25 protein-coding genes are annotated in these 24,092 nt (G+C 60.5%); 19 read left to right on the top strand and 6 right to left on the bottom strand.

Going from position 1 to position 24,092, the window contains the following annotated elements:
* Positions 1-3: 3 nt before the first annotated feature.
* On the bottom strand, positions 4-660 hold the full coding sequence (locus ACYU0X_RS12860) for a GNAT family N-acetyltransferase (protein ID WP_418907217.1): 657 nt from the start codon (positions 658-660) through the stop codon (positions 4-6).
* A gap of 167 nt (positions 661-827) precedes the next feature.
* On the opposite strand from ACYU0X_RS12860, the gene trhO reads away from it, so the two are divergent.
* Complete coding sequence (trhO, locus tag ACYU0X_RS12855; protein ID WP_309405934.1) at positions 828-1,736, top strand: oxygen-dependent tRNA uridine(34) hydroxylase TrhO; 909 nt, start codon at positions 828-830, stop codon at positions 1,734-1,736.
* A gap of 28 nt (positions 1,737-1,764) precedes the next feature.
* Here the strand turns inward: trhO and ACYU0X_RS12850 are convergent, their stop codons facing one another.
* A complete protein-coding gene (locus ACYU0X_RS12850) occupies positions 1,765-2,349 on the bottom strand; it encodes a GNAT family N-acetyltransferase (protein ID WP_461901085.1) in 585 nt (194 codons plus the stop codon).
* Positions 2,350-2,399: 50 nt separating this feature from the next.
* Between ACYU0X_RS12850 and ACYU0X_RS12845 the strand changes: the two genes are divergently transcribed.
* From ACYU0X_RS12845 to ACYU0X_RS12815, 7 genes are all read left to right on the top strand, one after another.
* Entirely contained in the window at positions 2,400-3,986 is a 1,587-nt protein-coding gene (locus ACYU0X_RS12845; RefSeq protein WP_461901083.1) for a DUF7059 domain-containing protein, read from the top strand.
* A gap of 23 nt (positions 3,987-4,009) precedes the next feature.
* Positions 4,010-4,654 carry an ArsR/SmtB family transcription factor gene (locus ACYU0X_RS12840; RefSeq protein WP_309405939.1) on the top strand — a complete coding sequence of 215 codons (645 nt, stop codon included), beginning with the start codon at positions 4,010-4,012 and terminating at the stop codon, positions 4,652-4,654.
* Between the two features lie 117 nt (positions 4,655-4,771).
* Positions 4,772-7,555 carry a type I DNA topoisomerase gene (gene topA / locus ACYU0X_RS12835; protein ID WP_461901082.1) on the top strand — a complete coding sequence of 928 codons (2,784 nt, stop codon included), beginning with the start codon at positions 4,772-4,774 and terminating at the stop codon, positions 7,553-7,555.
* Positions 7,556-7,564: 9 nt separating this feature from the next.
* Complete coding sequence (locus ACYU0X_RS12830) at positions 7,565-8,584, top strand: Ppx/GppA family phosphatase (protein WP_309405943.1); 1,020 nt, start codon at positions 7,565-7,567, stop codon at positions 8,582-8,584.
* A 50-nt stretch (positions 8,585-8,634) separates the two neighbouring features.
* Entirely contained in the window at positions 8,635-9,459 is an 825-nt protein-coding gene (locus tag ACYU0X_RS12825; RefSeq protein ID WP_309405945.1) for a sugar phosphate isomerase/epimerase family protein, read from the top strand.
* A 4-nt stretch (positions 9,460-9,463) separates the two neighbouring features.
* Positions 9,464-10,306, top strand: coding sequence for a pyrroline-5-carboxylate reductase (gene proC / locus ACYU0X_RS12820; protein WP_418907212.1), 843 nt, complete (start codon positions 9,464-9,466; stop codon positions 10,304-10,306).
* A 274-nt stretch (positions 10,307-10,580) separates the two neighbouring features.
* On the top strand, positions 10,581-10,976 hold the full coding sequence (locus tag ACYU0X_RS12815) for a hypothetical protein (RefSeq protein WP_461901080.1): 396 nt from the start codon (positions 10,581-10,583) through the stop codon (positions 10,974-10,976).
* Positions 10,977-11,283: 307 nt separating this feature from the next.
* Here the strand turns inward: ACYU0X_RS12815 and ACYU0X_RS12810 are convergent, their stop codons facing one another.
* Positions 11,284-11,922 carry a potassium channel family protein gene (locus tag ACYU0X_RS12810; RefSeq protein WP_309410415.1) on the bottom strand — a complete coding sequence of 213 codons (639 nt, stop codon included), beginning with the start codon at positions 11,920-11,922 and terminating at the stop codon, positions 11,284-11,286.
* Positions 11,923-11,947: 25 nt separating this feature from the next.
* Positions 11,948-13,378: a TrkH family potassium uptake protein gene (locus ACYU0X_RS12805; protein WP_418907210.1), complete on the bottom strand. Its 1,431-nt coding sequence runs from the start codon at positions 13,376-13,378 to the stop codon at positions 11,948-11,950.
* Between the two features lie 137 nt (positions 13,379-13,515).
* Here ACYU0X_RS12805 and ACYU0X_RS12800 point away from each other — a divergent pair, with 137 nt between their 5' ends.
* The 5 genes from ACYU0X_RS12800 (at position 13,516) to ACYU0X_RS12780 (ending at position 17,462) form a co-directional block, all read left to right on the top strand.
* Complete coding sequence (locus ACYU0X_RS12800) at positions 13,516-14,721, top strand: acetoin utilization protein AcuC (RefSeq protein WP_461901079.1); 1,206 nt, start codon at positions 13,516-13,518, stop codon at positions 14,719-14,721.
* Positions 14,722-14,785: 64 nt separating this feature from the next.
* Positions 14,786-15,232, top strand: a complete 447-nt coding sequence (locus ACYU0X_RS12795; protein WP_461901077.1) for an ArsR/SmtB family transcription factor — start codon at positions 14,786-14,788, stop codon at positions 15,230-15,232.
* Between the two features lie 196 nt (positions 15,233-15,428).
* The gene (gene gdhA, locus ACYU0X_RS12790) at positions 15,429-16,772 is read left to right on the top strand and encodes an NADP-specific glutamate dehydrogenase (RefSeq protein WP_461901075.1); all 1,344 of its coding nucleotides are present in this window, start codon (positions 15,429-15,431) and stop codon (positions 16,770-16,772) included.
* A gap of 226 nt (positions 16,773-16,998) precedes the next feature.
* The gene (locus tag ACYU0X_RS12785) at positions 16,999-17,223 is read left to right on the top strand and encodes a helix-turn-helix domain-containing protein (protein WP_309405955.1); all 225 of its coding nucleotides are present in this window, start codon (positions 16,999-17,001) and stop codon (positions 17,221-17,223) included.
* 140 nt (positions 17,224-17,363) lie between these two features.
* A complete protein-coding gene (locus ACYU0X_RS12780; RefSeq protein WP_005504750.1) occupies positions 17,364-17,462 on the top strand; it encodes a 30S ribosomal protein bS22 in 99 nt (32 codons plus the stop codon).
* Positions 17,463-17,537: 75 nt separating this feature from the next.
* Here ACYU0X_RS12780 and ACYU0X_RS12775 read toward each other — a convergent pair whose 3' ends face one another.
* Positions 17,538-18,356: an HAD family hydrolase gene (locus ACYU0X_RS12775; protein WP_309406022.1), complete on the bottom strand. Its 819-nt coding sequence runs from the start codon at positions 18,354-18,356 to the stop codon at positions 17,538-17,540.
* 60 nt (positions 18,357-18,416) lie between these two features.
* Here ACYU0X_RS12775 and ACYU0X_RS12770 point away from each other — a divergent pair, with 60 nt between their 5' ends.
* Together ACYU0X_RS12770 and ACYU0X_RS12765 are read left to right on the top strand one after the other, a co-directional pair.
* A complete protein-coding gene (locus ACYU0X_RS12770) occupies positions 18,417-18,662 on the top strand; it encodes a glutaredoxin family protein (RefSeq protein ID WP_309406024.1) in 246 nt (81 codons plus the stop codon).
* A gap of 45 nt (positions 18,663-18,707) precedes the next feature.
* Positions 18,708-19,364, top strand: coding sequence for a redox-sensing transcriptional repressor Rex (locus ACYU0X_RS12765; protein ID WP_418907205.1), 657 nt, complete (start codon positions 18,708-18,710; stop codon positions 19,362-19,364).
* A gap of 89 nt (positions 19,365-19,453) precedes the next feature.
* On the opposite strand, the gene ACYU0X_RS12760 is transcribed toward ACYU0X_RS12765, so the two are convergent.
* Positions 19,454-20,227: a DUF3824 domain-containing protein gene (locus tag ACYU0X_RS12760; RefSeq protein WP_461901071.1), complete on the bottom strand. Its 774-nt coding sequence runs from the start codon at positions 20,225-20,227 to the stop codon at positions 19,454-19,456.
* Positions 20,228-20,398: 171 nt separating this feature from the next.
* On the opposite strand from ACYU0X_RS12760, the gene ACYU0X_RS12755 reads away from it, so the two are divergent.
* Genes ACYU0X_RS12755 through resB form a run of 4 tightly spaced genes read left to right on the top strand, consistent with a single transcriptional unit; the run spans position 20,399 to position 24,083 of the window.
* Positions 20,399-21,061 carry a histidine phosphatase family protein gene (locus ACYU0X_RS12755; protein ID WP_461901070.1) on the top strand — a complete coding sequence of 221 codons (663 nt, stop codon included), beginning with the start codon at positions 20,399-20,401 and terminating at the stop codon, positions 21,059-21,061.
* 3 nt (positions 21,062-21,064) lie between these two features.
* Entirely contained in the window at positions 21,065-21,685 is a 621-nt protein-coding gene (locus ACYU0X_RS12750; protein WP_461901068.1) for a TlpA family protein disulfide reductase, read from the top strand.
* Positions 21,682-22,452 (top strand): cytochrome c biogenesis CcdA family protein, encoded by a 771-nt coding sequence (locus ACYU0X_RS12745; protein WP_461901066.1) that lies wholly within the window; start codon positions 21,682-21,684, stop codon positions 22,450-22,452. Before ACYU0X_RS12750 ends, ACYU0X_RS12745 begins: the two co-directional genes overlap by 4 nt.
* Positions 22,452-24,083 (top strand): cytochrome c biogenesis protein ResB, encoded by a 1,632-nt coding sequence (gene resB / locus ACYU0X_RS12740; RefSeq protein WP_461901064.1) that lies wholly within the window; start codon positions 22,452-22,454, stop codon positions 24,081-24,083. Before ACYU0X_RS12745 ends, resB begins: the two co-directional genes overlap by 1 nt.
* Positions 24,084-24,092: the final 9 nt, after the last annotated feature.

The following is a 24,092-nucleotide window of genomic DNA, read 5'->3' as shown; positions in this document are numbered from 1 at the left end:
GAGCTAGGCCTTGAATACGTACACTTGGCCAAGCGAGGTCCACCCTAGGGAGGCGTAGAGCTGCTGACCGTCGTAGGAAGCAATGAGCAGACCTTCGTCGACGAAATGCTCCTGTGCCAGAGAGGCCAGTGCTCGCATAACTAAAGTGCCCAAACCGCGACGGCGGAAGTCAGGACCGGTGATGATGCGATCGAAAATTGCGTACCCTTCAACGGCCGATACGTGGCCGGAGGCGGCGACAATCTCTTGATTCTCCTCTGGGTGCAAGGAGACGTAAGCGTGGGTTCCATCGCGTTCGATCTGGAAGACGAAGCCATCCGGGGGTAGCGGCACCTCGACATCGTGCACGGTCATATCGGTGACCATCAGGGCCTCATCGTCGCTGACCGTCTGTAGCCCCACTTCGGTGGCGGTGGAGAGCAACGAGCCCGGAGTGTGGTTGAATGCGGTGAGCCGACGGTCTGGGTGCTTCTTCAGCGTCTCGGCAACGGCCGCCAGTTCCTCGTTGGTTGGCTCGAAGATCACGTATTCCCAGTCATCGGTGGTGTCGTGACGCAGGGCCGCGTGGACGCGTCCCTCGTGGCGGGTTTCGTAGCCGCGTGCACCGGCCCAGCCGTTGACCCAGGTGCCAATCAGTTCATCGCTTGCTTGAGATGCCATGTCTTTGACCCTACCTTGAAATCGCTGTGGAATGCCTGACTTTGGCTATTCGTTGCCTAGTTGAAACTCTACGCAGAATTAGAAGTCACGGAAATCATTGACGGCGAATCCTGTGATTTTCATCGTTCTACGGACCGTGAACCAGTGAAACGCACTACCCTAGTTGGGTGGCTATTCATCGCATCGTCTTGTATTACGCGTTCACTCCGCTTCCCGACCCCGAAGCGATTCGTCTCTGGCAGCGCTCGTTGCTCGAACGCTGGGGCTTGCGCGGACGCATCATCATCTCCAAGGACGGCATCAACGGTACCGTCGGCGGCGAAATTAGCGCGGTGAAACGTTACGTGAAGGCCACGCGTGAATACCCTGCTTTCCGCAAGATGGACATCAAATGGTCCGAGGGTTCTGCCGAAGACTTCCCACGTATTTCCGTGAAGGTGCGCGAGGAAATCGTGACCTTCGGCGCTCCGGGTGAACTGGAAGTCGATGCTAACGGTGTTGTCGGTGGCGGAACCCACCTGCGTCCGGAAGAAGTCCACGAACTAGTGGAAACCAAGGAAAAAGAGGGCACCCAGGTGCACTTCTTCGACGGGCGCAACGCCTTTGAGGCGCAGATCGGCCGCTTCAAGAACGCCATTGTTCCCGAGGTGGAAACCACCCGTGACTTTGTGGCCGAGCTGGACTCGGGAAAGTATGACCACCTCAAGGACCAGCCGGTGGTCACCTACTGCACCGGCGGTATCCGTTGCGAGGTCCTATCCGCGCTCATGGTCAAGCGTGGTTTCCAAGAGGTGTACCAGATGCAGGGCGGCATCGTCCGCTACGGCGAAACCTATGGTGACGAGGGACTCTGGGAAGGCTCGCTGTATGTCTTCGATGAGCGCATGCACATGGAGTTCTCCGACAAGGCCGTCACCGTCGGAACCTGCGTGGGCTGTCAGGCTCCGACCAACAAGTTCGAGAACTGCGCTAACCTCTCTTGCCGGAACTTGCGACTGTTCTGCGCAGACTGTGCCACCGATGAGACCCTGCGCCGTTGCCCGGACTGCACCGAGGCCGAGGTGGCCTCGGCCTAACGCCCGACCGCGACACGCGGTTTACCGGCTAGTGCTGCGCCTCGGGTTCGGGCCAGAGTCCGACCGAGGCGTCGGTCACGACGCTGTCTTCGGTTTCCGTCCGGTAGACGTGGAATCCGCGCGCCAGATAATTAGGCAGCGCGGCCGGTCCGTCTAAATCGCAGGTGTGGAGCCACACCCGACTCACCGCGGCGAGGTTCGGCCAACGTTCGTGCATGCTCCACGCCTTGCGCAAGGCCTCGGTGAGCAGCACACCGCCGAGTCCTTGACCGGTGGCTTCGGGGAAGAGCCCAAAATAGAAAATTTCGACGGCCGTGCCCCCAGCTTCGGCCTCGCTGCATAACTCCACATAGCCCGCCGGCGAACCCTCGCGGTAGAGCACATAGGTCTCCGACCCCTCCTTGCGTAGGACCGAGTCCCACTGCTGACGCGTCTGCGTCAGCCGGTCGGACCAATTCAGGTGGCTACCGACGCTCCGGTAGAGAAACCGAGAGAACTCGGGGCTGATATTTCGGGCCAGTTCGATACGCGCCCCATCGGGCAGGCGCTTGGCGCTGGGACGAAGATCCTCGGGGGAAAGCTGCTGTAAAAAGCTGACGGTCACATCGGTCATGGCACTATCCTAGGCACGCAACCGGCCGCTGACTCACATAGACTAATTCCGTGAACGCCGCCGAATTTGCCACCATTACCGATGCCCCGCACAGCGACAATCTAGAGCTGCTGCACCGCCTGTACGAGGATCTCAGCGCCCTGGATTATGGCAACGAGCGGCTCGCCGAGCTAGTCGGCACCGAGGCCATGGAAGCGTTGGGTCGTGATCAGACCCGTCCGGCTTTACGCGCCCTCGATCGGGCAGAGCCAGCGCAACGTCCGCTGGCCGACGCCGTGCGGCTTTTCGAACTGGGTCTGAAGGTCAGTGCCGGTGGCGTGACGAACGCCTTCCCTGCCACGCGCATCGAGGGCCTGCGCCGACTGGGGTTGATTGAATCCTACGGCGAAGGTTTTCGAGCACGGGTGGCGCTGTCCATTCACGAATCCGATGTGGCGGGTCGGTTGTGGGTAGCACACGACCTTGGTGCGCATCAGCGCCCCGGTACGCTGCGGACCGATCACGTATTGGGCATCGGACACGCCTCGCTTTCGTTGGCCCAGGTAACGATTCGCCGTCCGGTGCAACGGGCCCTGGACCTGGGTACCGGCTGCGGGGTGCAGGTCTTCCATCTGCTCGGACACGCCCAACATGTCACGGCAACCGACTTGTCCGAACGAGCCCTGGCTTTTACGCGCTTCAACCTGTTGCTCAACCATCGAGCTCTGGACCTGGATCCGCAGAACCTGGGCGAACGGATCAGCTTGCGCCAAGGTAGCCTATTCGAGCCGGTCGCCGCCGAACAATTCGAACTTATCGTCACGAACCCACCGTTCGTGATTACCCCGCGAAAGCCGTTGGAACGCGACAGTGACCGCTTCACCTACCGCGATGGTGGCATGGCCGGGGACCAGCTGGTGAGCACGCTCCTGACACAGGCCGCGGACTACCTGAGCCCGGGTGGCACGCTGCAGCTGCTGGCGAACTGGGAAATCCGCCGCGAGCCCTCGGGCGAGTTGCGTCCGTGGGACGAACGCGTTGCGAGCTGGTTCGCCCCCGAACTGGATGTTTGGGCAATTCAGCGGGAGCAGACCGGCCCGGCAAGCTATGCCGAAACCTGGTTGCGCGACGCCTCGCAACACAGCGATCAGTCGGCCTACGCCGCTGCCTATGACGCCTATTTGGAAGACTTTGACTCCCGCGAGGTGGGGGCCGTTGGATTCGGATACCTCTGGGTGCGTCGTCCACTGGCCGGTAAGCCGGTGCTTCGCCGCTTTGAAGAGATTACCCACCCCGTCCAACAACCGTTGGGGCCGACGTTGCAGCGCGATATCGCCACGGTCGATGAACTAGACCAAGCGGACATCACCGACTGGCACTTGGAAGTAGCCGAGGACGTGACGGAGGAACGCCACCAGCGCCCCGGAGCCGAGCATCCTGGGGTGATCCTGTTGCGCCAAGGTGCAGGCCTGCGGCGCACCGAATTACTCGACTCGGCTCTGGCCGGATTTGTTTCCGCATGCGACGGTGAATTGTCCGTGGGACAACTTGGCGTAGCCCTCGAATCCCTGATCGGCGAGGGGGATCCGGAGTTCACGCAACGTCTCTATTCGGGCGTTGAACGCTTAATAGTGCACGGGCTACTACGCAAAGTGTGAAACAAAGACTAAAGTTTTTCGGTATGACACGCAGCACACCCGAGACGCAGTCGCCCGAAGACGAGCAACAGTCTGCCGACGCGCCCACATTGGTGTCCATTACGGACCCGCAGGCCATCCGTGCCTTGGCCCACGATGCACGACTGATCGTGCTGGACGAACTGTTCGCTTCGCAGACCACCCGTACGGCCACCGAGCTGGCCTCGCTATGCGACCTGACCCCCAGCGCCATGAGCTATCACCTGCGAGCTCTGGAGAAATATGGGTACGTAGTGCGCGCCGCCAGCGAGGGCGATGCCCGTGAGCGCCGCTGGAAGGCCGCAGGCGAACGGCTAGAACTAAATACCCATGAAGGGTCGGCCAATGCGAAAACTGCCTACCTGAATGTGCAGTTAAACGCATTTCGCACCCGGCTGAATACCGAGGTCGAACGCCGCCAACGCGAGGCCCAGGCCGGCATCGTCCCTGACCCGGATCGCCCACCCCTGCTCAGCACCGGTCTGGTGTTCCTTCCGGAGGATAAGCAAAAGGAATTCAACCGCCGGTTGTTGGACTTGGTCTATGAGTATGAAGCCATGGCCACCGACGAGCAGCGCAGCATCGACTCGCGGCGTATGTTCTACTTAATCTCATTGCTGCCCGAGTACCCGAACGAAACAGAACAGTAGGAACCTTCGACGGGCCGTGGCAGCGAACGGTGTAAGATCATCGGGAATTGCGCCGTTGCGCGAGACCCCAAGCTGCCACGCGCCTCGCACGCGGTGAAGCAACGTTGAAGGAGAGCTGTGCCCGCAAAGGCTAAGGAACCAACCGGTAAGAAACTCGTTATTGTGGAGTCTCCTGCCAAGGTGAAGTCAATCGCCAAGTACTTGGGCGAGGGCTTCGACGTGGACGCCTCTGTCGGGCACATCCGCGACTTGCCGCAGCCTTCCGAGCTACCCACCGAGCTGAAAAAGACCTCCGTGGGCAAATTCGCCGTAGATCTCGAGAACGACTTCGAGCCCTACTACGTGGTCTACCCGGATAAGAAGAAGCGGGTCTCCGAACTCAAGGCCAAGCTCAAAGAGGCCGACGAACTCTACCTGGCCACCGATGCGGACCGCGAAGGCGAGGCCATCGCGTGGCACCTGTTGCAGGTTCTGAAGCCCAAGGTGCCGGTGCGCCGTCTGGCCTTCACCGAGATCACCAAGGAAGGTATCGAACGCGCCCTGGGTAATATGCGCGAGCTGGATACCGACCTGGTCGATGCCCAGGAAACCCGGCGAGTGCTCGACCGACTCTACGGCTATGAAATCTCACCGGTGCTCTGGCGTAAGATCGCCCGAGGCTTATCGGCGGGCCGTGTGCAGTCGGTGGCCACCCGACTCGTCGTGGAGCGTGAGCGCGAACGCATGGCCTTCGTCCCGGCCGGTTACTGGGATATTAAAGGCAACTTCGCCACCACCGAGGGTGAAGGCTTTGCCGCCAAGCTCTCCGCCGTCGACGGGGCTCGTGTGGCCTCGGGACGCGACTTTGACGATAAGGGCCAACTGAAGTCGGCACGCACCAAGCTGGTGCACCTCGACCGTGAGGGCGCCGAATCGCTGGTGAGCAATCTGGCCGAGGCCGACTTTGCGGTGACCAGCGTCGAGGACAAGCCCTACACGCGTCGTCCGGCTGCACCGTTCACCACCTCGACCCTGCAGCAGGAAGCCAGCCGCAAGCTGCGCTGGAGCTCGCGCGTCACCATGCAGGTTGCCCAGCGCCTGTATGAAAACGGCTACATCACCTATATGCGTACCGACTCGGTGTTCCTCTCGAACGAAGCCGTCAGTGCCGCACGCAAGCAGGCTACTGAGCTCTACGGTGCGGATGCCGTTCCGGCGGCACCCCGCGTGTACAAGGCGAAGAGCGACGCCGCGCAGGAGGCGCACGAAGCCATTCGTCCCGCCGGTGACATGTTCCGTCGCCCCACCGACGTCCGCTCGTCGCTGGGTAAGGATGAGTACACCCTTTACGAGTTGATCTGGAAGCGTACCGTTGCCAGCCAGATGGCCGATGCCAAGGGTTTCACCGCCACCATCAAGCTCTCCGGCACCGCCAGCGACCAGCGCGTGGCCGAGTTCTCGGCCTCCGGTACGGTTATCACCTTCCGCGGCTTCCTGGCCGCCTACGAGGAGGGCAAGGACCAGTCCGAAACCGAAAGCAACGAGCAGAACTCCGAGACGCGTCTGCCGCAGCTCAGCGTGGGACAGCAGTTGATCGGTGATGAGCTGCAGGCCCTTGGCCACGAAACCACCCCGCCGGCGCGGTACACCGAAGCATCGATCGTTGCGGAACTGGAGCGCCGAGAAATTGGCCGTCCCTCGACCTATGCGCCGACCATCTCCACGATCATGGACCGTGGCTATGTCACCAAGCGGGGCGGGGCCCTGGTTCCGAGCTGGATCGCCTTCTCGGTGGTGCGCTTGCTCGAGGAGCATTTTGCGCAGTACGTGGATTACGACTTCACCGCGCGTCTCGAAGACGACCTCGATGAGATCGCCAAGGGACACCGTGCCCGCACCGACTGGCTGAACCTGTTCTACTTCGGTGCTGGCGAGGTCGAGGGCCTCAAGCATGTGGTGGATAACCTCGGCGACATTGACGCGCGTGCAATTAACTCCATCAAGATCACCGATGACATCACGCTCCGCGTGGGCAAGTTCGGTCCGTATTTGGAGCGCGCTCTGCCCGCCGACGCCGAAGAGGGCACCGAGCCGCAACGAGCGAATGTTCCAGAAGAACTGGCTCCCGACGAACTGACCGCAGCGAAGGCAGAAGAACTCTTCGCCAACGCCCAGGTCTCCGAACGCGAACTGGGCCGCGATCCGGAAACCGGGCGGCAGATCGTGGCCAAGGACGGCCGCTACGGTGCCTACGTCACCGAGATCATCGAGGAACCCACCGCCGAAGAACTCGCCGCGCAACCGGTGGAGTACTACAAAAACGGTAAGCCGAAGCCCCCGAAGAAGCCGGCCAAGATCAAGCCGCGGACCGCTTCGCTGTTCAAATCCATGAGCATCGAGACGGTGACCTTGGAAGAGGCGCTGAAGCTGATGAGCCTGCCGCGAGTTCTGGGAACGGACGCCGAGGGTGAAGAGATCACCGTGCAGAACGGCCGCTTCGGTCCGTACCTGAAGAAGGGTAGCGATTCGCGCTCCATCGAATCCGAGGAGCAGATCTTTACCATTACGCTCGAGGAAGCCTTGGCGATCTACGCGCAGCCCAAGCAGCGTGGCCGCCGGGCCGCGGTACCGCCGCTGGCCGAGTTCGGAGTGGATCCGACCAGCGAAAAGAACATCGTGGTCAAGGACGGCCGTTTTGGCCCGTACATCACCGACGGAGTCACCAACATCACGGTGCCACGCGGTACCTCTCTCGAGGAGCTGACCCGCGAGCGCGCGATCGAGCTGCTCGCCGAGAAACGAGCTCGTGGACCGGTGAAGCGTAAGGGGAGCGCCGCCACCACGAAGAAGGCTCCGGCGAAGAAGACAACCGCGAAGAAAACCACCGCCAAGAAGGCTCCGGCAAAGAAAACGGACAAGTAGGATCGCATCATGAGACTTGGCGTACTGGATATCGGTTCGAACACCGTGCACCTCTTGCTGGTGGACGCTTACCCCGGTGCTCGACCGGTACCCTACGCCTCGCATAAGCGACCGCTATCGTTGGTGCGTTATCTCAATGAATATGGTGCGATCACCGAAGAAGGCCAGAACGAACTGATCAGCTTCATCAACGAGGCTTCGCAGTTCGCCCGCAACCATCAGGTTGAGGACTTCATGGCCTTCTGTACTTCGGCGATCCGCGAATCCTCGAACGGTAGCGCCGTGCTGGAACGCGTCAACGCGGAGACCGGCGTGGTGCTCATGGAGCTCACCGGTGAGCAGGAAGCTGGAATGACCTTCTACGCGGTGCGCCGCTGGTTTGGCTGGTCCAGTGACTCGATCCTCAACTTGGACATGGGCGGCGGTTCGCTGGAACTGGCACGAGGCTCCGACGAATTCCCGGAAAAGGCCTTTTCGGTGCCGTTGGGAGCCGGCCGGTTGACCCGTGAGTGGTTACCCGATGACCTGCCCAGTATCAAGCAGGTCAAAGAGCTACGCACCTACGTGCGTGATGTGTTGGAGGATCCGGCCACGGAACTTCGACAATATGGAAAGCCCACGTTGGCCACCGCCACCTCGAAGACTTTCCGTTCGCTGGCCCGCATCACCGGCGCCGCCCCCAGTATTGAGGGGCCATACGTCAAACGGGTGCTACAGCGCGACGCGTTGAAACTCTGGACCAATCGGCTCACCGCCATGAGTTGGTCCGAACGCGCCGAACTGCCCGGGGTCTCGGAGATCCGTGCCCCGCAGTTGCTCGCGGGCGCCATTGTTGCGGCCGAAGCCATGAGCGCGCTGAAATTGAAGACCGTACGCATCTGCCCCTGGGCATTGCGTGAAGGTCTGATGTTGCGGCGTTTTGATCACGTTATCTATGATTCTGCGACACCGCTTAGTAGTAGCGTGGGAGTAGGCGAGGTTGCGCTCGGTTCCGGATTCAGCCAAATGCTGCCGGCCGGAAGCGAATAGCACCACCGCAGAGCCCACACGGGCCACAAGAGAGCAGGAGCGTGCAAGGTATGAATCAGAATGACAGCGCCGCAGCAATCCCTGTGACACTCTCGAGCGCCTCGGTGTACCCGTTGACCGTTCATGACGCCTTCGCCATTGCCAAAGACGTTGGCTATGACGGTATGGAGGTACTGGTCACCGGTAACCAGGCCACACAGTCGGCCACGGCCCTCGCGGCGTTAAGCGACAAATACGAACTGCCGATCATGGCCATCCACGCACCAACGCTGTTGCTCACGCAGCAGGTCTGGGGTTCGGCGTGGGCCAAAATCGAGCGGTCGGTCATTCTGGCCAAAGCCGTCGGGGCCAGCGTGGTGGTGGCTCACCCACCCTTCCGTTGGCAAGGTAACTACGCCGAAGAATTCGCCGTTGGCGTCCGCCGGATCACCGAATCCACGGGTATGAAGATCGCCGTGGAGAACATGTATCCGTGGCGGGCGCGGGGACGCGAAGCCAAGATGTATCTGCCGCACTGGAACCCGGTACCTCAGGACTACCAGCACGTGACCTGGGATTTCTCACATGCCGCGATTGCCAATATGGACTCGCATGCCGCCATGCGAGAGCTCGGTTCTAGGCTCAGCCACGTCCACCTCTGCGACGGTTTGGATAACGGCAAGGACGAACACTTGGTGCCGGGTTTGGGCACGCAGCCGGTGGCCGAATCCCTGACCTACCTGCGCGAAAGCGACTTTGACGGCGTGGTCGCGGTGGAAGTTTCGACGCGCCGAGCCAAGCAGATGGGGCATAAGGAGGAATGGCTGGCGAAGACCTTGGACTATGCCCGGAAGTACCTTAATGTCACCTCCGACACTCAGGCTTTGACACAATAGCCCTATGAGCGACGCTACACAGAACCTGAAATTAGCATTCCTTGGCGCCGGATCGATGAATGGCGCCATCCTGCGCGGCATTCTTGGCGCAGGACATGATCCGCAGAACATTACCGCCACCGTGCGCAGCGAGACTCGTCGCCAAGAGCTTGAAGAGCTCGGCATCAACGTCGTGGTCACCGGCGAAAACCCAGAGCATAACGCCCGGGTCGCCGCAGAATCTGACGTCGTGTTCTTGGGCGTCAAACCGGTAGGAATCACCGCCCTCTGCCAAGACATCTCCGCGGCGCTACGACCGGAGACCGTTGTGGTTTCCGTGGCCGCCGCCATCACCCTGGCCACCATGGCCGCCAACTTGCCTGAGGGGCAGCCGCTGGTTCGATCCATGCCCAATACTCCGCTGATGGTGGGTGCTGGCGTGGTTGGCTTGAGCCCGGCCGAGGCGGTCAGCGAGCAGCAGGTGAGCATCGTCCACGACCTATTCGCTTCCAGCGGCGATGTGCACGTGGTGCCCGAAAGCCAGATCGACGCGCTCTCGGCCATTTCCGGATCCGGCCCGGCCTACGCGTTTTATCTGGCCGAGGCCATGGCCAACGCGGGCATCGAGCTGGGACTCGATGAAAAGCTGGCCAAGGACTTGGCTCGGGCAACCGTTGCAGGTGCCGGAAAGATGCTTGCCGACCCAAGCGTGGATGCCGCCCAGTTGCGCCGCAACGTCACCAGCCCGAAGGGCACTACCGAACAGGCCATCTTGGCCTTCGATGAGGGTGGAATTCCAGCCATTATCGCCACCGGTGCCAAGGCGGCAACGGCACGTGCCGCACAGCTCAGCCGGGAACTTGGCTAGCAACTAGCCAACCCACCAGAGATCGTCAGCCGGTCCGGTGACACCAGCATGCGCTGGATGTCGCCGGGCCGGTCTGCGTGTGCCTCGGCCTCTATGGACTACGGAGAAGCGCAGTTGCTGCTCTATCCCGAGACCGAATAGTGGGATGGCCCTGCGGGTAGGCTACTTTTCATCGTTCAGACTGTAGAGAGGACTTCGGCAAATTAGCGAACCGATCAGCCCCGAGGAGATCGCGCGGACGATCTGCGCGGGCCAGATCGACCAGGCCGTGCAGATGACGCTCAGTTCGGCATGGCGCGTAGGGGCAATTATCGACTCGTTCGATGCGCAGGAACTCGACGATCATGCCGAGCACTACGTGCAGTTCACTGAGCGTTGGTTTGCATCGATTGATGCCGGAGAACAATTAGAAATTGCTCAGTGGGCACAGACTTGTGCGGTACTCGAGTGGTGCCATATTCCAGACGTACGAGCCTGGGCGGCAGACTTACTTCTGCGCGCCATTAAGGCACAAATTGCCGTTATTGCGGATCTGGCAGATACCGCTGAAATTTATGCTGATGGACCAGACGCCGGGATATCGAAGAGATCCGCGTCGGCGATTCGAGAGTCGGCAACGAAATTGCGCAATATTCCCTGGCCTGAGCTTGAAGTGCCGGAAAGCGGCTGATCAGCAGATCGCACCCAGCCTGGGGTGAAGGCTACCCCCGTCCGAACTCCAAGTCGCGTCTTCCGTGCTGCGCATAAGGTTTCAGATCACGAAGGGCCGTTGCCGCTCGATGACGCCAATTGGCGCGTTTCGAGCAACGGACGGAAACGATCTCCAGCTAGCGGCGACGTATCCCTGGGTGCCCGAGACGTAGGTAGATAGCCTCATGCAACCGATGGCCAGGCGCTGTCGCACGCTCGAGTCGACGGCGCAGCGCGAAGGCAGACGCCGGCCGATGGTTGGCCAGCGTCTTTTCGCAAGCGGGCCTCTAGGGGCGGGCTGCGAAGCGCTCGAGGAGGTCTACGTGCCCGGAAACGATCAATACATCGCGGCGGGTCACGATGGTGTCTGGAACGGCGTAGGTGAAGTCCTCACCGGGAGACTTCACACCCACAATGGTCACTCCGTACTTGGAGCGCACCTGCGACTGGGCGAGCGTGAACCCCTGGGTTTCCTTCGGCGGGTACATCTTGACGATCGCAAAGCCATCGTCGAACTCGATGAAGTCCAGCATGCGTCCACCCACGAGGTGCGCGGCGCGGACCCCGGCATCGGCCTCGGGGTAGATGACGTGATTGGCGCCGATACGGGTCAGAATCTTGCCGTGCGAGGGCGTGATGGCCTTAACCCACAGGTGTTCGATGCCCAGATCAACGAGGTTAACGGTAATAAGCACCGAGGACTCAATGGAAGTACCGACGCCCACCACGGCGGAGGAGAACTCTTGAGCTCCGAGCTGGCGGAGCGCATCAATATTGGTGGCATCCGCGGAGACAACGTGCGTTAGCGTGCTGGCCCATTTTTGCACCAGTTCCTGGTTGCGTTCGATGGCCAGCACTTCGCGGCCCTGCTTGACGAGTTGCTCGGCCACGGCAGCGCCGAAACGGCCCAGACCGATGACGAGGATCGGTGCATTGTGGTCGATTTGATTCTCAGCCAATGATCGGCCTTTCTTCCGGGAACTGATACAGCGTATCGCGGTGGCGTAGGGCCAGTGCGCTGGCTAGGGTGATGCTGCCGATACGGCCGGTGAACATCAGTGCGCTAAGAACGTATTTGCCGGCCGGCGGCATCTCGGCCGAGACGTTCATGGATAGGCCCACCGTACCGAATGCCGAAATGGCTTCGAAAAGGGCCCGCGAAAAAATGACTTCCGGATCGATGACCAGCAGTAGGGCAGTGCCGAGCATCACCAGGGTGGCGCCCAATGCGACCACGGAGATCGCCACGCGCATGGTGGCTGCCGGAATCCGACGGCCAAAGGCACGAACCTCGTTATCGCCGCGCACCTCGGCCAGGATGGCCAAGAACATTACGGCAATGGTGGTGACCTTGATACCGCCGGCTGTCGATGCCGAGCCGCCGCCGGCAAACATGAGCGCGTCGGTGATGAGCACGGTGACGGGTTCGAGGTCGTTCTGATCCACCAGATTAAAGCCGCCCGAACGGGTCATGATGGAGGCGAAGAGACCATGAATTATTTTGTCGCTGACGCTTTCACTGCCGACGGTTTGCGGATTGTTCCATTCGCACAGCAGCCAAAAGAACATTCCGGCAAAGAGCAGAATTGTGGTGGTCAGCAGGGTCAGCTTCGCATGGAGGTTCCACTTGCGGACATTCAGCCCGGCAAGTAGCAGCACCATAATGGCCGGAAACCCCAAGGAACCCAGAAAAACACCGAGCATAATGGGCCCGATGATCAGTAGGTCCGTTTCATAGGGTACGAGCCCATCTGAATGCGGGGTGAAGCCCGCGTTGTTAAAGGCAGAGACCGCGTAGAACACCCCGTGCCATAGCGCTGATGCCGGACTTTCCCCCAAGGCGAAGAACCGTGGTACGAGAAGTACGGCGATAAAAGCCTGCAGGCTTACCGCGGTGGTGATCACCACGCGGAGCAAGGAACCGATTTCACCCAACGCCGAAGCGCCGGAGGCGTTGAGGGAATTCTGTGCCACAAGCTTGCCGCGTAGGCCGAGCTTGCGCGAGACGGTCAAGGAGAGAATGGAGGCCACGGTCAGGATGCCCAAACCACCGAGGAAAGCACCGATGATCATGATCAGCTGCCCGGTAAAGGACCAGTGTGTGGCGGTACTCACGGTGGTCAACCCGGTGACACAGACCGCGGAGACCGCGGTGAACATGGCGTCGTGAAGGGCGGTGGGTTTGCCGTCGGCCGAGGAGAACGGGGCCGCGAGCAGTGCCGTGAATACGGTGATGGCCAGCAGGAATACGCCCAAGGCCAGTCGGCTGGGGGAGCGCACCATGAAGTCGGCAACGGAAGTTCGCACGCGCAACCATGCCTTGCGGCGCTGTTCGCGACGCTCGGCATTGCGGCTGGACTCCGAGCTACCGGCTAAAGTCATCGATTACTGCCATCCTCAAACCTGTCATGTACCTTCCATAATTTACGCGGTATTGCGCGATTTAGCCGACTCGACGCCCAGAATGCCCTTGCGCCAGAGGGCATCGGGTGAAGCGCGTCACTCTCGGGTAGGCTGAAATGGTGTTAGATCCCGTGTATCCGCCGCAACCCACCTTGGTGATGTGGGATGAAAAGTACTTGCAGTATAAATTCAGCGACTACCATCCGATGCACCCTTGCCGTTTGGAGCTCACGCACAGACTCAGTGAACAGCTCGAGGTCTATACGGGAACCAACGTCACCATGGCAGTGCCCGAGGTGGCCACCGATGATCAGTTGGCCAAGCTTCATGCACGCGATTACATTGCCAAGGTTCAGCAGGTCAGCGCCGACCCCACGCAGTCGTTCACTGACTGGGGCCTTGGTACCGAAGACGATCCGGTGTTTGGCGGAATGCACGAGGCCAGCGCCCGGCTCTTCGGTGGTTCCTTGATCGCAGCGGAAGCCATCTTGGAAGAGCGCGCCGTGCGTGCGGTGAATTTTGCCGGAGGCATGCATCACGCCTCGCGATCCAAGGCCAGCGGTTTCTGCATCTATAACGACGTGGCCGGGGCCATCCAGCGATTACTAGATGGCGGGGTGTCGAAGATCGTCTACATCGATATCGACGCTCACCACGGAGATGGAACACAGTCTCTGTTCTGGGATGACGACCGAGTGCTGACCATCTCAATCCATGAATCCGGGCTCTCCCTCTTTCCCGGCACTGGCTTCGCTAACGAAATTGGTGGCCCCGGTGCCGCGGGGAGCGCGGTGAATCTTGCCCTGCCGGCGATGACGGGGGACGCGGGCTGGATGCGCGCGTTCCATGCCGTCGTTCCGCCGCTGGTCAAGGCCTTTGCACCCGAGGTCATCGTTTCGCAGCACGGCTGCGATGGCCACCGCGACGACGACATGACAAACCTCAAGCTGTCGGTCGACGCGCAGCGCCAGGCGGCGTTGGACATCGCCCAACTGGCCGATGAGGTGTGCGAGGGACGTTGGCTGGCGACCGGGGGAGGCGGCTATAACGTCACCGGGGTGGTACCGCGTACGTGGACCCACCTCACCGCCATCGCCGCCGGACGGCCGATTCCCTTGCGTACTTATGTGCCCGAAACTTTTCGGCGCCATGTCTTGGAGACCTATGGGCGTGCGGTGCCCTACCTCATGGGCGATGATGCTCAACTATGGTGGCGATCCTGGGAAGTTGGGTATGATCCGGCCGACCCGGTGGACCGAAGCATTATGGCGACGCGAAAGGAAGTTTTTCCGTTCCACGGACTCGATCCGTGGTTCGACTAGGAAAGTTGTATTGGCGGGTCCGTAAATTTTCATTATGGACTATTTCAGTCGCTAGTCTAGATATGTGGAGATTGAAGTAGTACTAGCAGCACTCGCCGAACCGACCCGTCGTCGGATCATGGAGGCATTAAAGGATCAGCCACTGGCCGTGGGCGATCTCGTGACCGAATTGGGAATCTCCCAGCCGACCGTGTCCAAGCATCTGAAGGTCCTGCGCGAAGCAGAACTGGTGCAGATGACCGCGCAAGGTCAGCGCCGAATCTACAGCATTCAGCCGGAACCTTTGCGCTCGCTCCTGCTGTGGGGCGAACAGTTCTTTCCGCCAAGCGAACCAGCCGAGCCGACGACGGTGGCAACGCTTGCTGCCACTGCGGACTACGAGCACGATCCCAGCGCCTTGCCCGCCGCGGCACACCAGTTGGGGCGCAGCGTGGGCCGTGGACTGGAACAGGTTACCGGCCGCGCCCAAGAAATCCTCGAGCGCTTTCCGCGCTTCGGCCGTCGCCGTTAGGACGGCACACGCTACATAGATACTCAGCCGCGCCAATGCAGTGTGGTCTAGGTTAAGTCGCAGCGTAGCGAATTTTACATGGAATTTTATTTCCATTATCGCTCCGTGGCACTCTCGACTCAGGGGATACAGCGTCGTGCTGTGAGGTTCGCGCATGTCTTTCTAGGCGCCACCCCCGCGTATTGAGGAGAAAAACTTGGACAAGCACCTAGCTACCATTCGTGAAGAGGTCTTTCGTCGGAACCCGGGGGAGTCCGAGTTCCACCAGGCTGTCACCGAGGTCTTTGAAAGCCTTGCCGCCGTATCGGTGAAGCACCCCGAGTACGCCGAAGCTGCCATTCTGCAGCGCATGTGCGAGCCTGAGCGACAGATCATCTTCCGGGTGCCGTGGACCGACGACTCGGGCAAGGTGCAGATCAACCGCGGATTCCGTGTCGAGTTCAACTCGGCGCTGGGCCCCTACAAGGGCGGGCTGCGCTTTCACCCTTCGGTGTACCTAGGCATCGTCAAGTTCCTCGGATTTGAGCAGATCTTCAAGAACTCGCTGACCGGCATGCCCATCGGCGGCGGCAAGGGTGGTTCCGACTTCGACCCGCGCGGCCGCTCCGACGGCGAAGTCATGCGCTTCTGCCAGTCCTTCATGACCGAGCTTTACCGCCACATTGGCGAATACACCGATGTCCCGGCCGGAGATATCGGCGTCGGAGGCCGTGAGATTGGCTACCTTTTCGGTCAATACAAGCGCATCACCAACCGCTACGAGTCGGGCGTGCTGACCGGCAAGGGACTATCGTGGGGCGGTTCGCTGGTGCGCCCCGAGGCCACCGGCTACGGCGCGGTGCTATTCACCCAGGAAATGCTCCGCACGCGCGGCAAGTCCTTCGACGGGCAACGAGTGGTCGTCTCCGGTTCGGGCAACGTAGCGATCCACGCCATCGAAAAGGCACAGGCGCTCGGCGCACGCGTCGTGGCTGCCTCCGACTCCGGCGGTTTCGTCGTTGACGAAAACGGGATCGACGTTGCGCTGCTACGTCAGATCAAGGAAGTCGAACGCGGTCGTATCAGCGAATACGCCGAACGCCGCGGCGGATCCAAGGTCAACTATGTGGCCGGCGGCAACGTGTGGGACGTGCAGTGCAGCGTGGCGCTGCCCTGTGCGACGCAGAACGAACTAGACGTCGACTCGGCGAAAACCATGATCGCCAACGGAACCATTGCGGTGGCCGAAGGCGCGAACATGCCGACCACCGCCGGGGCGACCGCATTGTTCCAGGAGGCCGGAGTCCTCTTCGGGCCGGGCAAGGCGGCCAACGCAGGTGGTGTGGCCACCTCGGCGCTGGAAATGCAGCAGAACGCCAGCCGTGACTCGTGGTCATTCGACTACACCGAATCACGCCTAGCCGACATCATGGTCAACATTCACGATCGTTGCGCGGCTACCGCAGACGAATACGGGGCGCCGGGCAACTATGTGGCCGGTGCAAATATCGCCGGTTTCGTGAAGGTAGCCGATGCGATGATGGCCCAGGGTTTGATCTAGCCCACCACGCCGAATGGACCGTGACCTACTCGCGCCACGCCGCGACACGTCACGGGCCATTTTGATGTTCATCACTCGTGTGTTTAGTCGTGTAAAGTTACCGAAGAACGATTAGACTGTGTACGAGCACGCGTGAATATGATGCCGATGTTGATCCACAGTCGTTTGAGTTCACGTAGGCTGGCACATCGACGAATCAGAGATCAGCGTCAGGAGAATGTTCCCTATGACGGGTAAACAGAATTTTGCAGGAGCACGATTCATGACCGTGGCGGAAGTCGCGGATATGATGCGTGTTTCCAAAATGACCGTTTACCGTCTGATTCACGCCGGCGACCTGCCCGCAGTGCAGTTCGGCCGCTCCTACCGCGTTCCGGAAAACGCCGTTGAATCCTACCTCGCTGCCGCGGCCATTGACCCGCAGCAAGGCACCGGTTCACTCGGACGATAGCCTCGCGGTGGTCAGAGCATGGCCGTACAGCGGGTAATCTATTAAGGAACGTTTAACGTCCGGTCAATCCCTGAAGACATCGCGGTTGCGGTTCTTGCCGTTAGGGGTTGGCGCATTAATTAGTTTGTGAGGAATCCACTATGGGCTCAGTTATTAAGAAGCGCCGCAAGCGCATGTCGAAGAAGAAGCACCGCAAGCTGCTTCGCAAGACCCGCCACCAGCGCCGCAACAAGAAGTAAATTCGCACTTCGCGAATTTGCCGTTGTGGCAATGTACGCCGCCGCGAGAGGTTTTCCTCCGCGGCGGCGTGGTGTTTAAAGCTCCTCGTGGTGATTCCCACGTCGGGTGACCGAGCGCTTCGCGGCCCAGATGGCACCCAGAACCCCGGCAATGCGAAGTCCGACCCGGGCGGCGCGTTGACCGGTCCGAAAATCATAGACCTGCCAGCCACAGCGTTTGGCGTAGCCACGTAGCCGCCCGTCGGGATTGATCGCGACCGGATGGCCGACCGCTTCCAAGAGTGGAATGTCGTTATACGAATCCGAGTAGGCCCACGAGCTCGACAGGCTAATCGAACGTTCGCGAGCCAAGCGACGCGCAGCCTCGGCCTTCTGCACCGCGTGCAGAATCGGCCCCTCAAGGGCGCCGGTGTACTGTCCGTCCTGCTGGGCCACCTGCGTACCCAAAGCCCCGGTGAGCCCTAGCCGACGGGCGATAACGGAGGCGACTTCATTGGGGGTGGCCGTCACCAGCCAGACTTCGCGCCCCACGGCCATATGCTGCTGGGCAATTGAGACGGTACCGGCCCAGAGTTTGGTGGCGATGAACTCGTCATAGATTTCCTCGCCGATGGCCTCCATATCAGCCACCGAGATGCGACGCACCATGGTCAGTGCGCGGTCACGAATCTTATCGATGTCGCCAAGATGCTCGCCGCGCGCGGCAAACATCGTTTGTTTCAAAGCAAAGAAGAGGATCTCGCGCCAACGGAAGAAACGGCGTTGATGCATCTTCTTGGCCAGTGCGTAGAGGGAGGCTCCGCGCACCAAGGTGTTGTCGACATCGAAAAAGGCCGCGACGCGTTCTTGCGTCGCGGCACCGTCGTCCTCGGAAAACTGCTCGTGGGGCTCCATTTGTATCATCTTATTTCATTGTCGGTGTGCCTCGGGTATGAGACATGAGAACATTAGACGGTGACTTCTTCCCCGGAAATTCAACTGTTGGTGCGCTCCGGTTGCCACCTGTGCGCAGCGGCGCGCCAGACGGTGCACGAGGTAACGCAGGAACTTTCTTTGGAGTTCAGCGAGCTCGACATCGATGAGCATCCCGCACTGCTGGAACGTCACCATGAAGAGGTACCGGTATTGCTCATCGACGGAGCGGTGCGCGACTTTTGGACGATCGATCCCGTTCGGTTACGTCGTCTGCTCACCAGCTAGCGTTCGGCCGCTGCCGTCCTTCAGTTTTAGACCCGAAAGGTGTATGTGCCCGCCAACGATGCCCGCGCCCTACCCGAGGCGACTCTAAACCGCTTGACCCGTTACCTGCGCGCTCTGCGGGCCTTGCACGTGCGGGGGATTGAACGCACCAGTTCGGGGGTGCTGGCCACCGAGGCCGGCGTGAACCCCGCGATCCTGCGTAAAGACCTTTCACTCTTAGGTTCGTATGGCACACGGGGTGTGGGTTACGTAGTCAAGGATCTGGCCGACCACATTGAGCGGACCATGGGTTTGGATCACCCATGGAATGTCGCCATCATCGGTGCCGGCAACCTTGGGCGGGCCTTGAGCGGTTACGGCGGCTTCTCGAACCGCGGTTTCAATGTCAAAGCACTACTGGATAGTTCCGCGGATCTGATCGGGACACCTGTCGGTAAACTCCGCGTCCAACCGGTCGGTTCCTTATCTCGAGTCGTCGAAGACCTGGAGATCAACATGGCCGTGCTTGCCATCCCCTCCAGAGAAGCTCAGCAGCTGGTGGACGAGCTCGTGGAGGCCGGCGTGCGGAACATCCTGAGTTTCGCGCAAGGGGCGTTGACGGTTCCCGACACGGTGAGTTTGCGACGCGTGGATCTGTCCACGGAGCTTCAGATCCTTGCCTATCACGCGGTACAACGTAGCGAAGAGGACACAGAGAAGTGAATCTTCGCCTTGTTCAGGCAGATTAATGGACTTCGGCCCCGAAACCCATGCCGGGTTTCGGGGCCGAAATCTACGCCGAAGTGTGGTTTTTAGCGGAAACCAGCCCTGCGTGCCATCCGGCGCTGGCGAATGTAGTCGCTCGAGGGGCGCAACCACGCGCACACCACGCCGGCAATGCCGGAGAGGATCGACGCGACGAACACCAGGTTCAAGATGGTGCTATCGGCGGCCGAGGCGTAGAGGGCCACGACCGGGACGTAGATGAAGCCAAGCAGCGAGATGACGCCGAAGATCGTGGCGATAATGCGGAAAGCGTTGATGCCACGCCATACCAAGAAGCCCACCAAAAGGTAGAGCAACACCGAGATGATGGCGCCGGCCATAACCGAACCGGCGAGGGTGCTGTTCACGAGGGAAATGAACTGTTCCGGATTCTCCAAGAGCTGTCGCATCTCCTCGGTCTCCGGCGAGGAGCCGCTGGCTTCGAGTTGCATGCGCATCTGCTCTTCGAACATGCCCCACTCCGAACGGATCATATTGGTGATCAGTTCGCTTTGGACCAGTAAGAAGTTAGAGATTGCGCTGAGCACACCGGCGGCGGCAATGAAAATAAAGGCCAGGTTCAAGGTCATGGGGCGCTGCGTGGGCGGCTGGACCGGTGCATAGCCACCCTGCGATCCGTCCGAGGCCGAGTAGGCCATCGGCGCGCCATAGGCATTGGTATCACCCTGCGCGCCGGGCTGACCGTAAGGGTTCTCGCCATAAGGGTTCTGACCGTAGGGAGCCCCCGGCGTAGAGCCCGGGTTATAAGGCTGGCCTGGCTGGTTGGGGTCGTGCGGCTGATAAGGGTCGTTAGTACTCATGCGAATCTCCTGCGGTAGTTGGTGCTATCTCCAGCCTAATTGCCACGTCGCGGTACGTTGACCATCCCAAAGGATGGTTTTTACTTATGGGAATACCATGCAGGAGCTGTGAATACTTGATCACGGACACATTTGTCATCACCGGCCGTTAATGTTTGAGACACTGGAAGCATGCCACGATCGACCGTTCATTTGTTGCGCCATGGGGAAGTTTTTAACCCGGACAAAGTGCTCTACGGGCGGATTCCCGGTTATGGCTTGTCACCTCTGGGTTTTGAAATGGCTGATCGAGCCGGAGAGTATTTCGAAGCCAAGGCGGCGCAGGGAGCGAAGATCGTGCGACTGGTCGCATCGCCGCTCATCCGTGCTCAACAGACCGCGCAACCCACCGCGCAAGCGCTCGACCTTCCGGTGTTGACCGACGACCGCGTGATCGAAGCTGGCAACAAATTCGAAGGCCTCTCGCGCGTGTCCAAACGACTGCGCAACCCTCGACTCTGGCCATTGTTACGTAACCCTCTGCAGCCTTCTTGGGGCGAACCCTATGCACAACAGGTTGCGCGCATGCGTGAAGCCATGGATGAACATCGACGGCTCGCGCTCGAAGCCGGCGGGGACGGGGCAGAAACCATCATTGTCAGTCACCAGCTCCCCATCTGGGTGACCCGGCGCAGTGCCGAAGGCCAACGACTATGGCATGACCCGCGTAGGCGTGAATGCACGCTAACCTCGGTGACCAGCTTTGAATTCGATGGTGACCAACTAGTTTCTGTCAGCTACGACGAACCAAGCCGCGACCTGCTGGCCGGCGCGGCGAATATTCCGGGAGCCTAGCGCATGAGTGAAGCGAAGAATTATTCCGTGCCCAGCCGCCGGACCGTGGTGCGATCACTACTACTCGGTGCCCTGATCGCGCCCTTGGCCGCCTGCTCAGTGGAGGAGGACCCACTGGCCAAACAGGCCAAGGATGGCGCCGGAAAGAACTACATTGCCGGCGACGGAGCGGTGGAGGAGTACTCGCTTGACGAGCGCACCGACCCGGTGACCCTTACCACCAGCACCTACCAGGGCAGCGAAATTGACTTTGCCGACTGGAGCGGCGCACCGATCGTGCTGAACTTCTGGTATGCCGCCTGTGCACCGTGCCGTATCGAGGCCCCACATCTGCGTGAGCTAGCCGAACACTTCGGCTCCAAGGTGCATTTCCTTGGAGTCAATGTGCGCGATGAAGAGGCAGCCGCTACGGCCTTTGAACGCGAATTCGAGGTGCCCTACGAGTCGGTCAACGACATCGACGGCAAGATTCAGCTCGCCATGACCAAATATGTGCCCTTGCAGGCGGTTCCCACCACGCTGGTGCTCGACCGCAAGGGACGGGTGCGTGCCCGAGTCATCGGAGCCATCGAGAAGAGCACCTTGAAGTCGTTGATCGACTCGGCTCTGACCGAGCAACTATGAGCCCCGCCCTGGCCGCCTCCAACCAGTTCGCCGACATCGCGCTGGATGGTTCGCTCCTCATTGCCGCGCCGGTGGCGATACTCGCCGGGCTCGTCTCTTTCCTATCACCGTGCGTGCTCCCGCTGGTTCCCGGCTATCTCGGCTACGTCACCGGTTTGACCGGTGCCGACCTTTCGGAGCATCGCAAGGGACGCGTGCTGGGCGGGGTGCTGCTGTTTATCGGCGGATTCTCGATCGTTTTCATGTCGGCAGGGGTGCTCTTTAGCCAATTAGCCGCCTGGATGCGCTTCAACGGCGGCTGGGTGACCCAGTTGCTGGGCCTGGTGGTCATCCTCATGGGCGTTGTCTTCATGGGAGGGATCTCCTGGCTGCAGCGTGATGCGAAAATTCATCGGCGGCCGCCCGCGGGCCTGTGGGGTGCCCCGGTGCTGGGACTGACCTTCGGACTGGGCTGGGCACCATGCATCGGGCCAACCCTTTCGGCGGTGCTGATCATGTCCACCGGAAGCAACGCCAACGCAGGGCGCGGTGCGTTGCTCACCGCCTTCTACTGCATCGGCTTGGGATTGCCGTTCGTCCTGATCGCGCTGGGCATGCAGCGTGGCATGCAGGCACTGGCATTTTTCCGTCGGCACCAAATGCTCGTCATGCGTCTAGGCGGCGGATTGCTGATCCTGCTCGGCCTGTTAATGGTCTCCGGCCTATGGGGAGGTTGGGTGACCGAATTGCAAAACTGGTTTGCCAATGAAGTGAGGTTGCCCATCTGATGGCGAAGAACAAGCGCACCAAGAAACCACATACCGATGCACCCGCACTAGGGTTTATCGGCAGCCTGCGCTGGATCTGGACCCAGTTGACCTCCATGCCCACCGCGTTGTTTTTGTTGCTGCTTCTGGCGGTGGCCGCGGTGCCCGGTTCGATATTCCCGCAGCGTCGCGTCAATCCGGAGCTGGTCACACAGTATCTGACCGATAACCCCGTTTCGGGCCCGTGGCTGGATCGCTTCCAACTTTTCGATGTGTACTCCTCGGCCTGGTTCTCGGCAATCTATCTGCTGCTGTTCATCTCCTTGGTCGGTTGCATTATTCCGCGCATTAAAAAGCACGCGATTGCCTTGCGCAGCAAGCCACCACGGACCCCAGCCAAACTTGAACGACTTCCGCAGTACACCCGGTTGGAGCTCGACCCGGCACAAGCCGCCACCATCACCGCGGATCAGCTGGTTTCCGATGGGCACCGCATCCTGCGCAAGCGCGGATACCGCGTAGATCGCCGTGATGACGCAGGGGTGCTCTCCGTCTCCGCCGAGCGCGGTTACGTGCGTGAGATCGGCAATATCGTCTTCCACACCTCGCTTCTGGGCATCCTGCTCTCGATGGCCATTGGTGGTGCCTTTGGCTACAGCGGCCAGCGCATCGTGGTCGAGGGGGAGACGTTCGTCAATTCGCTCGTGTCCTACGACTCCTTTAGCCCCGGAACGAACTTCGACGCGAAGAACCTCGAACCCTATTCGGTGGGCCTGGACAAGTTCGACATCACCTTTGACCGCGAATCTGAAACGCACTTCGGTCAGCCCCTGGACTTCACCGCCCACGTCACCACCCGGCGGAGTCCGGACGCCGAAGCTCAGAAGGAAGACCTGAAGGTCAATCACCCGCTGCGTATCAACGGCGCCGATGTGTATCTGGTTGGCAATGGCTACGCACCGGTGGTGACGGTCAAGGACGGCGAGGGCAAGGTCGCGTTCTCCGGTCCGGTCGTATCTACCCCGCAAGACTCTGTCTACACCTCGGTGATGGTGCTGAAGGTGCCCGACGCTAATCCCGAACAGCTTGGTTTCACCGGGTTCCTTTTGCCCACCGCCCTCGTGGATGAAACGGGCTTCGGAATTTCCGGTGACCCCAACGCCATTAACCCGCAGCTGCATCTGAACTCCTACTACGGAGACCTCGGACTCGACGAGGGTAAGCCACAGAATGTCTATGTGCTGGACACCGATAAGCTCACCGAACTGAATTCACGCAGTCAGGATGCCGGCGGCATCATTCTCGAGGCGGGGCAGACCTACGAACTGCCCGATGGCAAGGGCAGCATCTCCTTCGATGACCTCAAACGCTTTGTGGCACTTGACGTGAACTACGACCCGGGCAAGGCCCCCATCGCGGTGTGCGCCTTCCTGGCCTTGGCCGGGCTTGCCATTTCGCTCTTCACCCCGCGTCGCCGCGTCTGGCTGCGACCGATCACCGATGAACAGGGTCTACGCGGCGTAGAATTCGCCTTACTAGCCCGCGGCGAGGACCCCCGACTGCAACGCGAGGCCGCGGAGTTGTCAAAGATTTTCCATAACACCTGGCCGCTGGCCGAGAAGTCGAAGGACTTAGGAGAAGTGAATGCTTAGGATCGCTAC

It is taken from the genome of Glutamicibacter sp. X7, from assembly GCF_054889245.1.
Note: the sequence above shows the minus strand (reverse complement) of the source record. Positions and strands in the feature narration are given on the sequence as shown.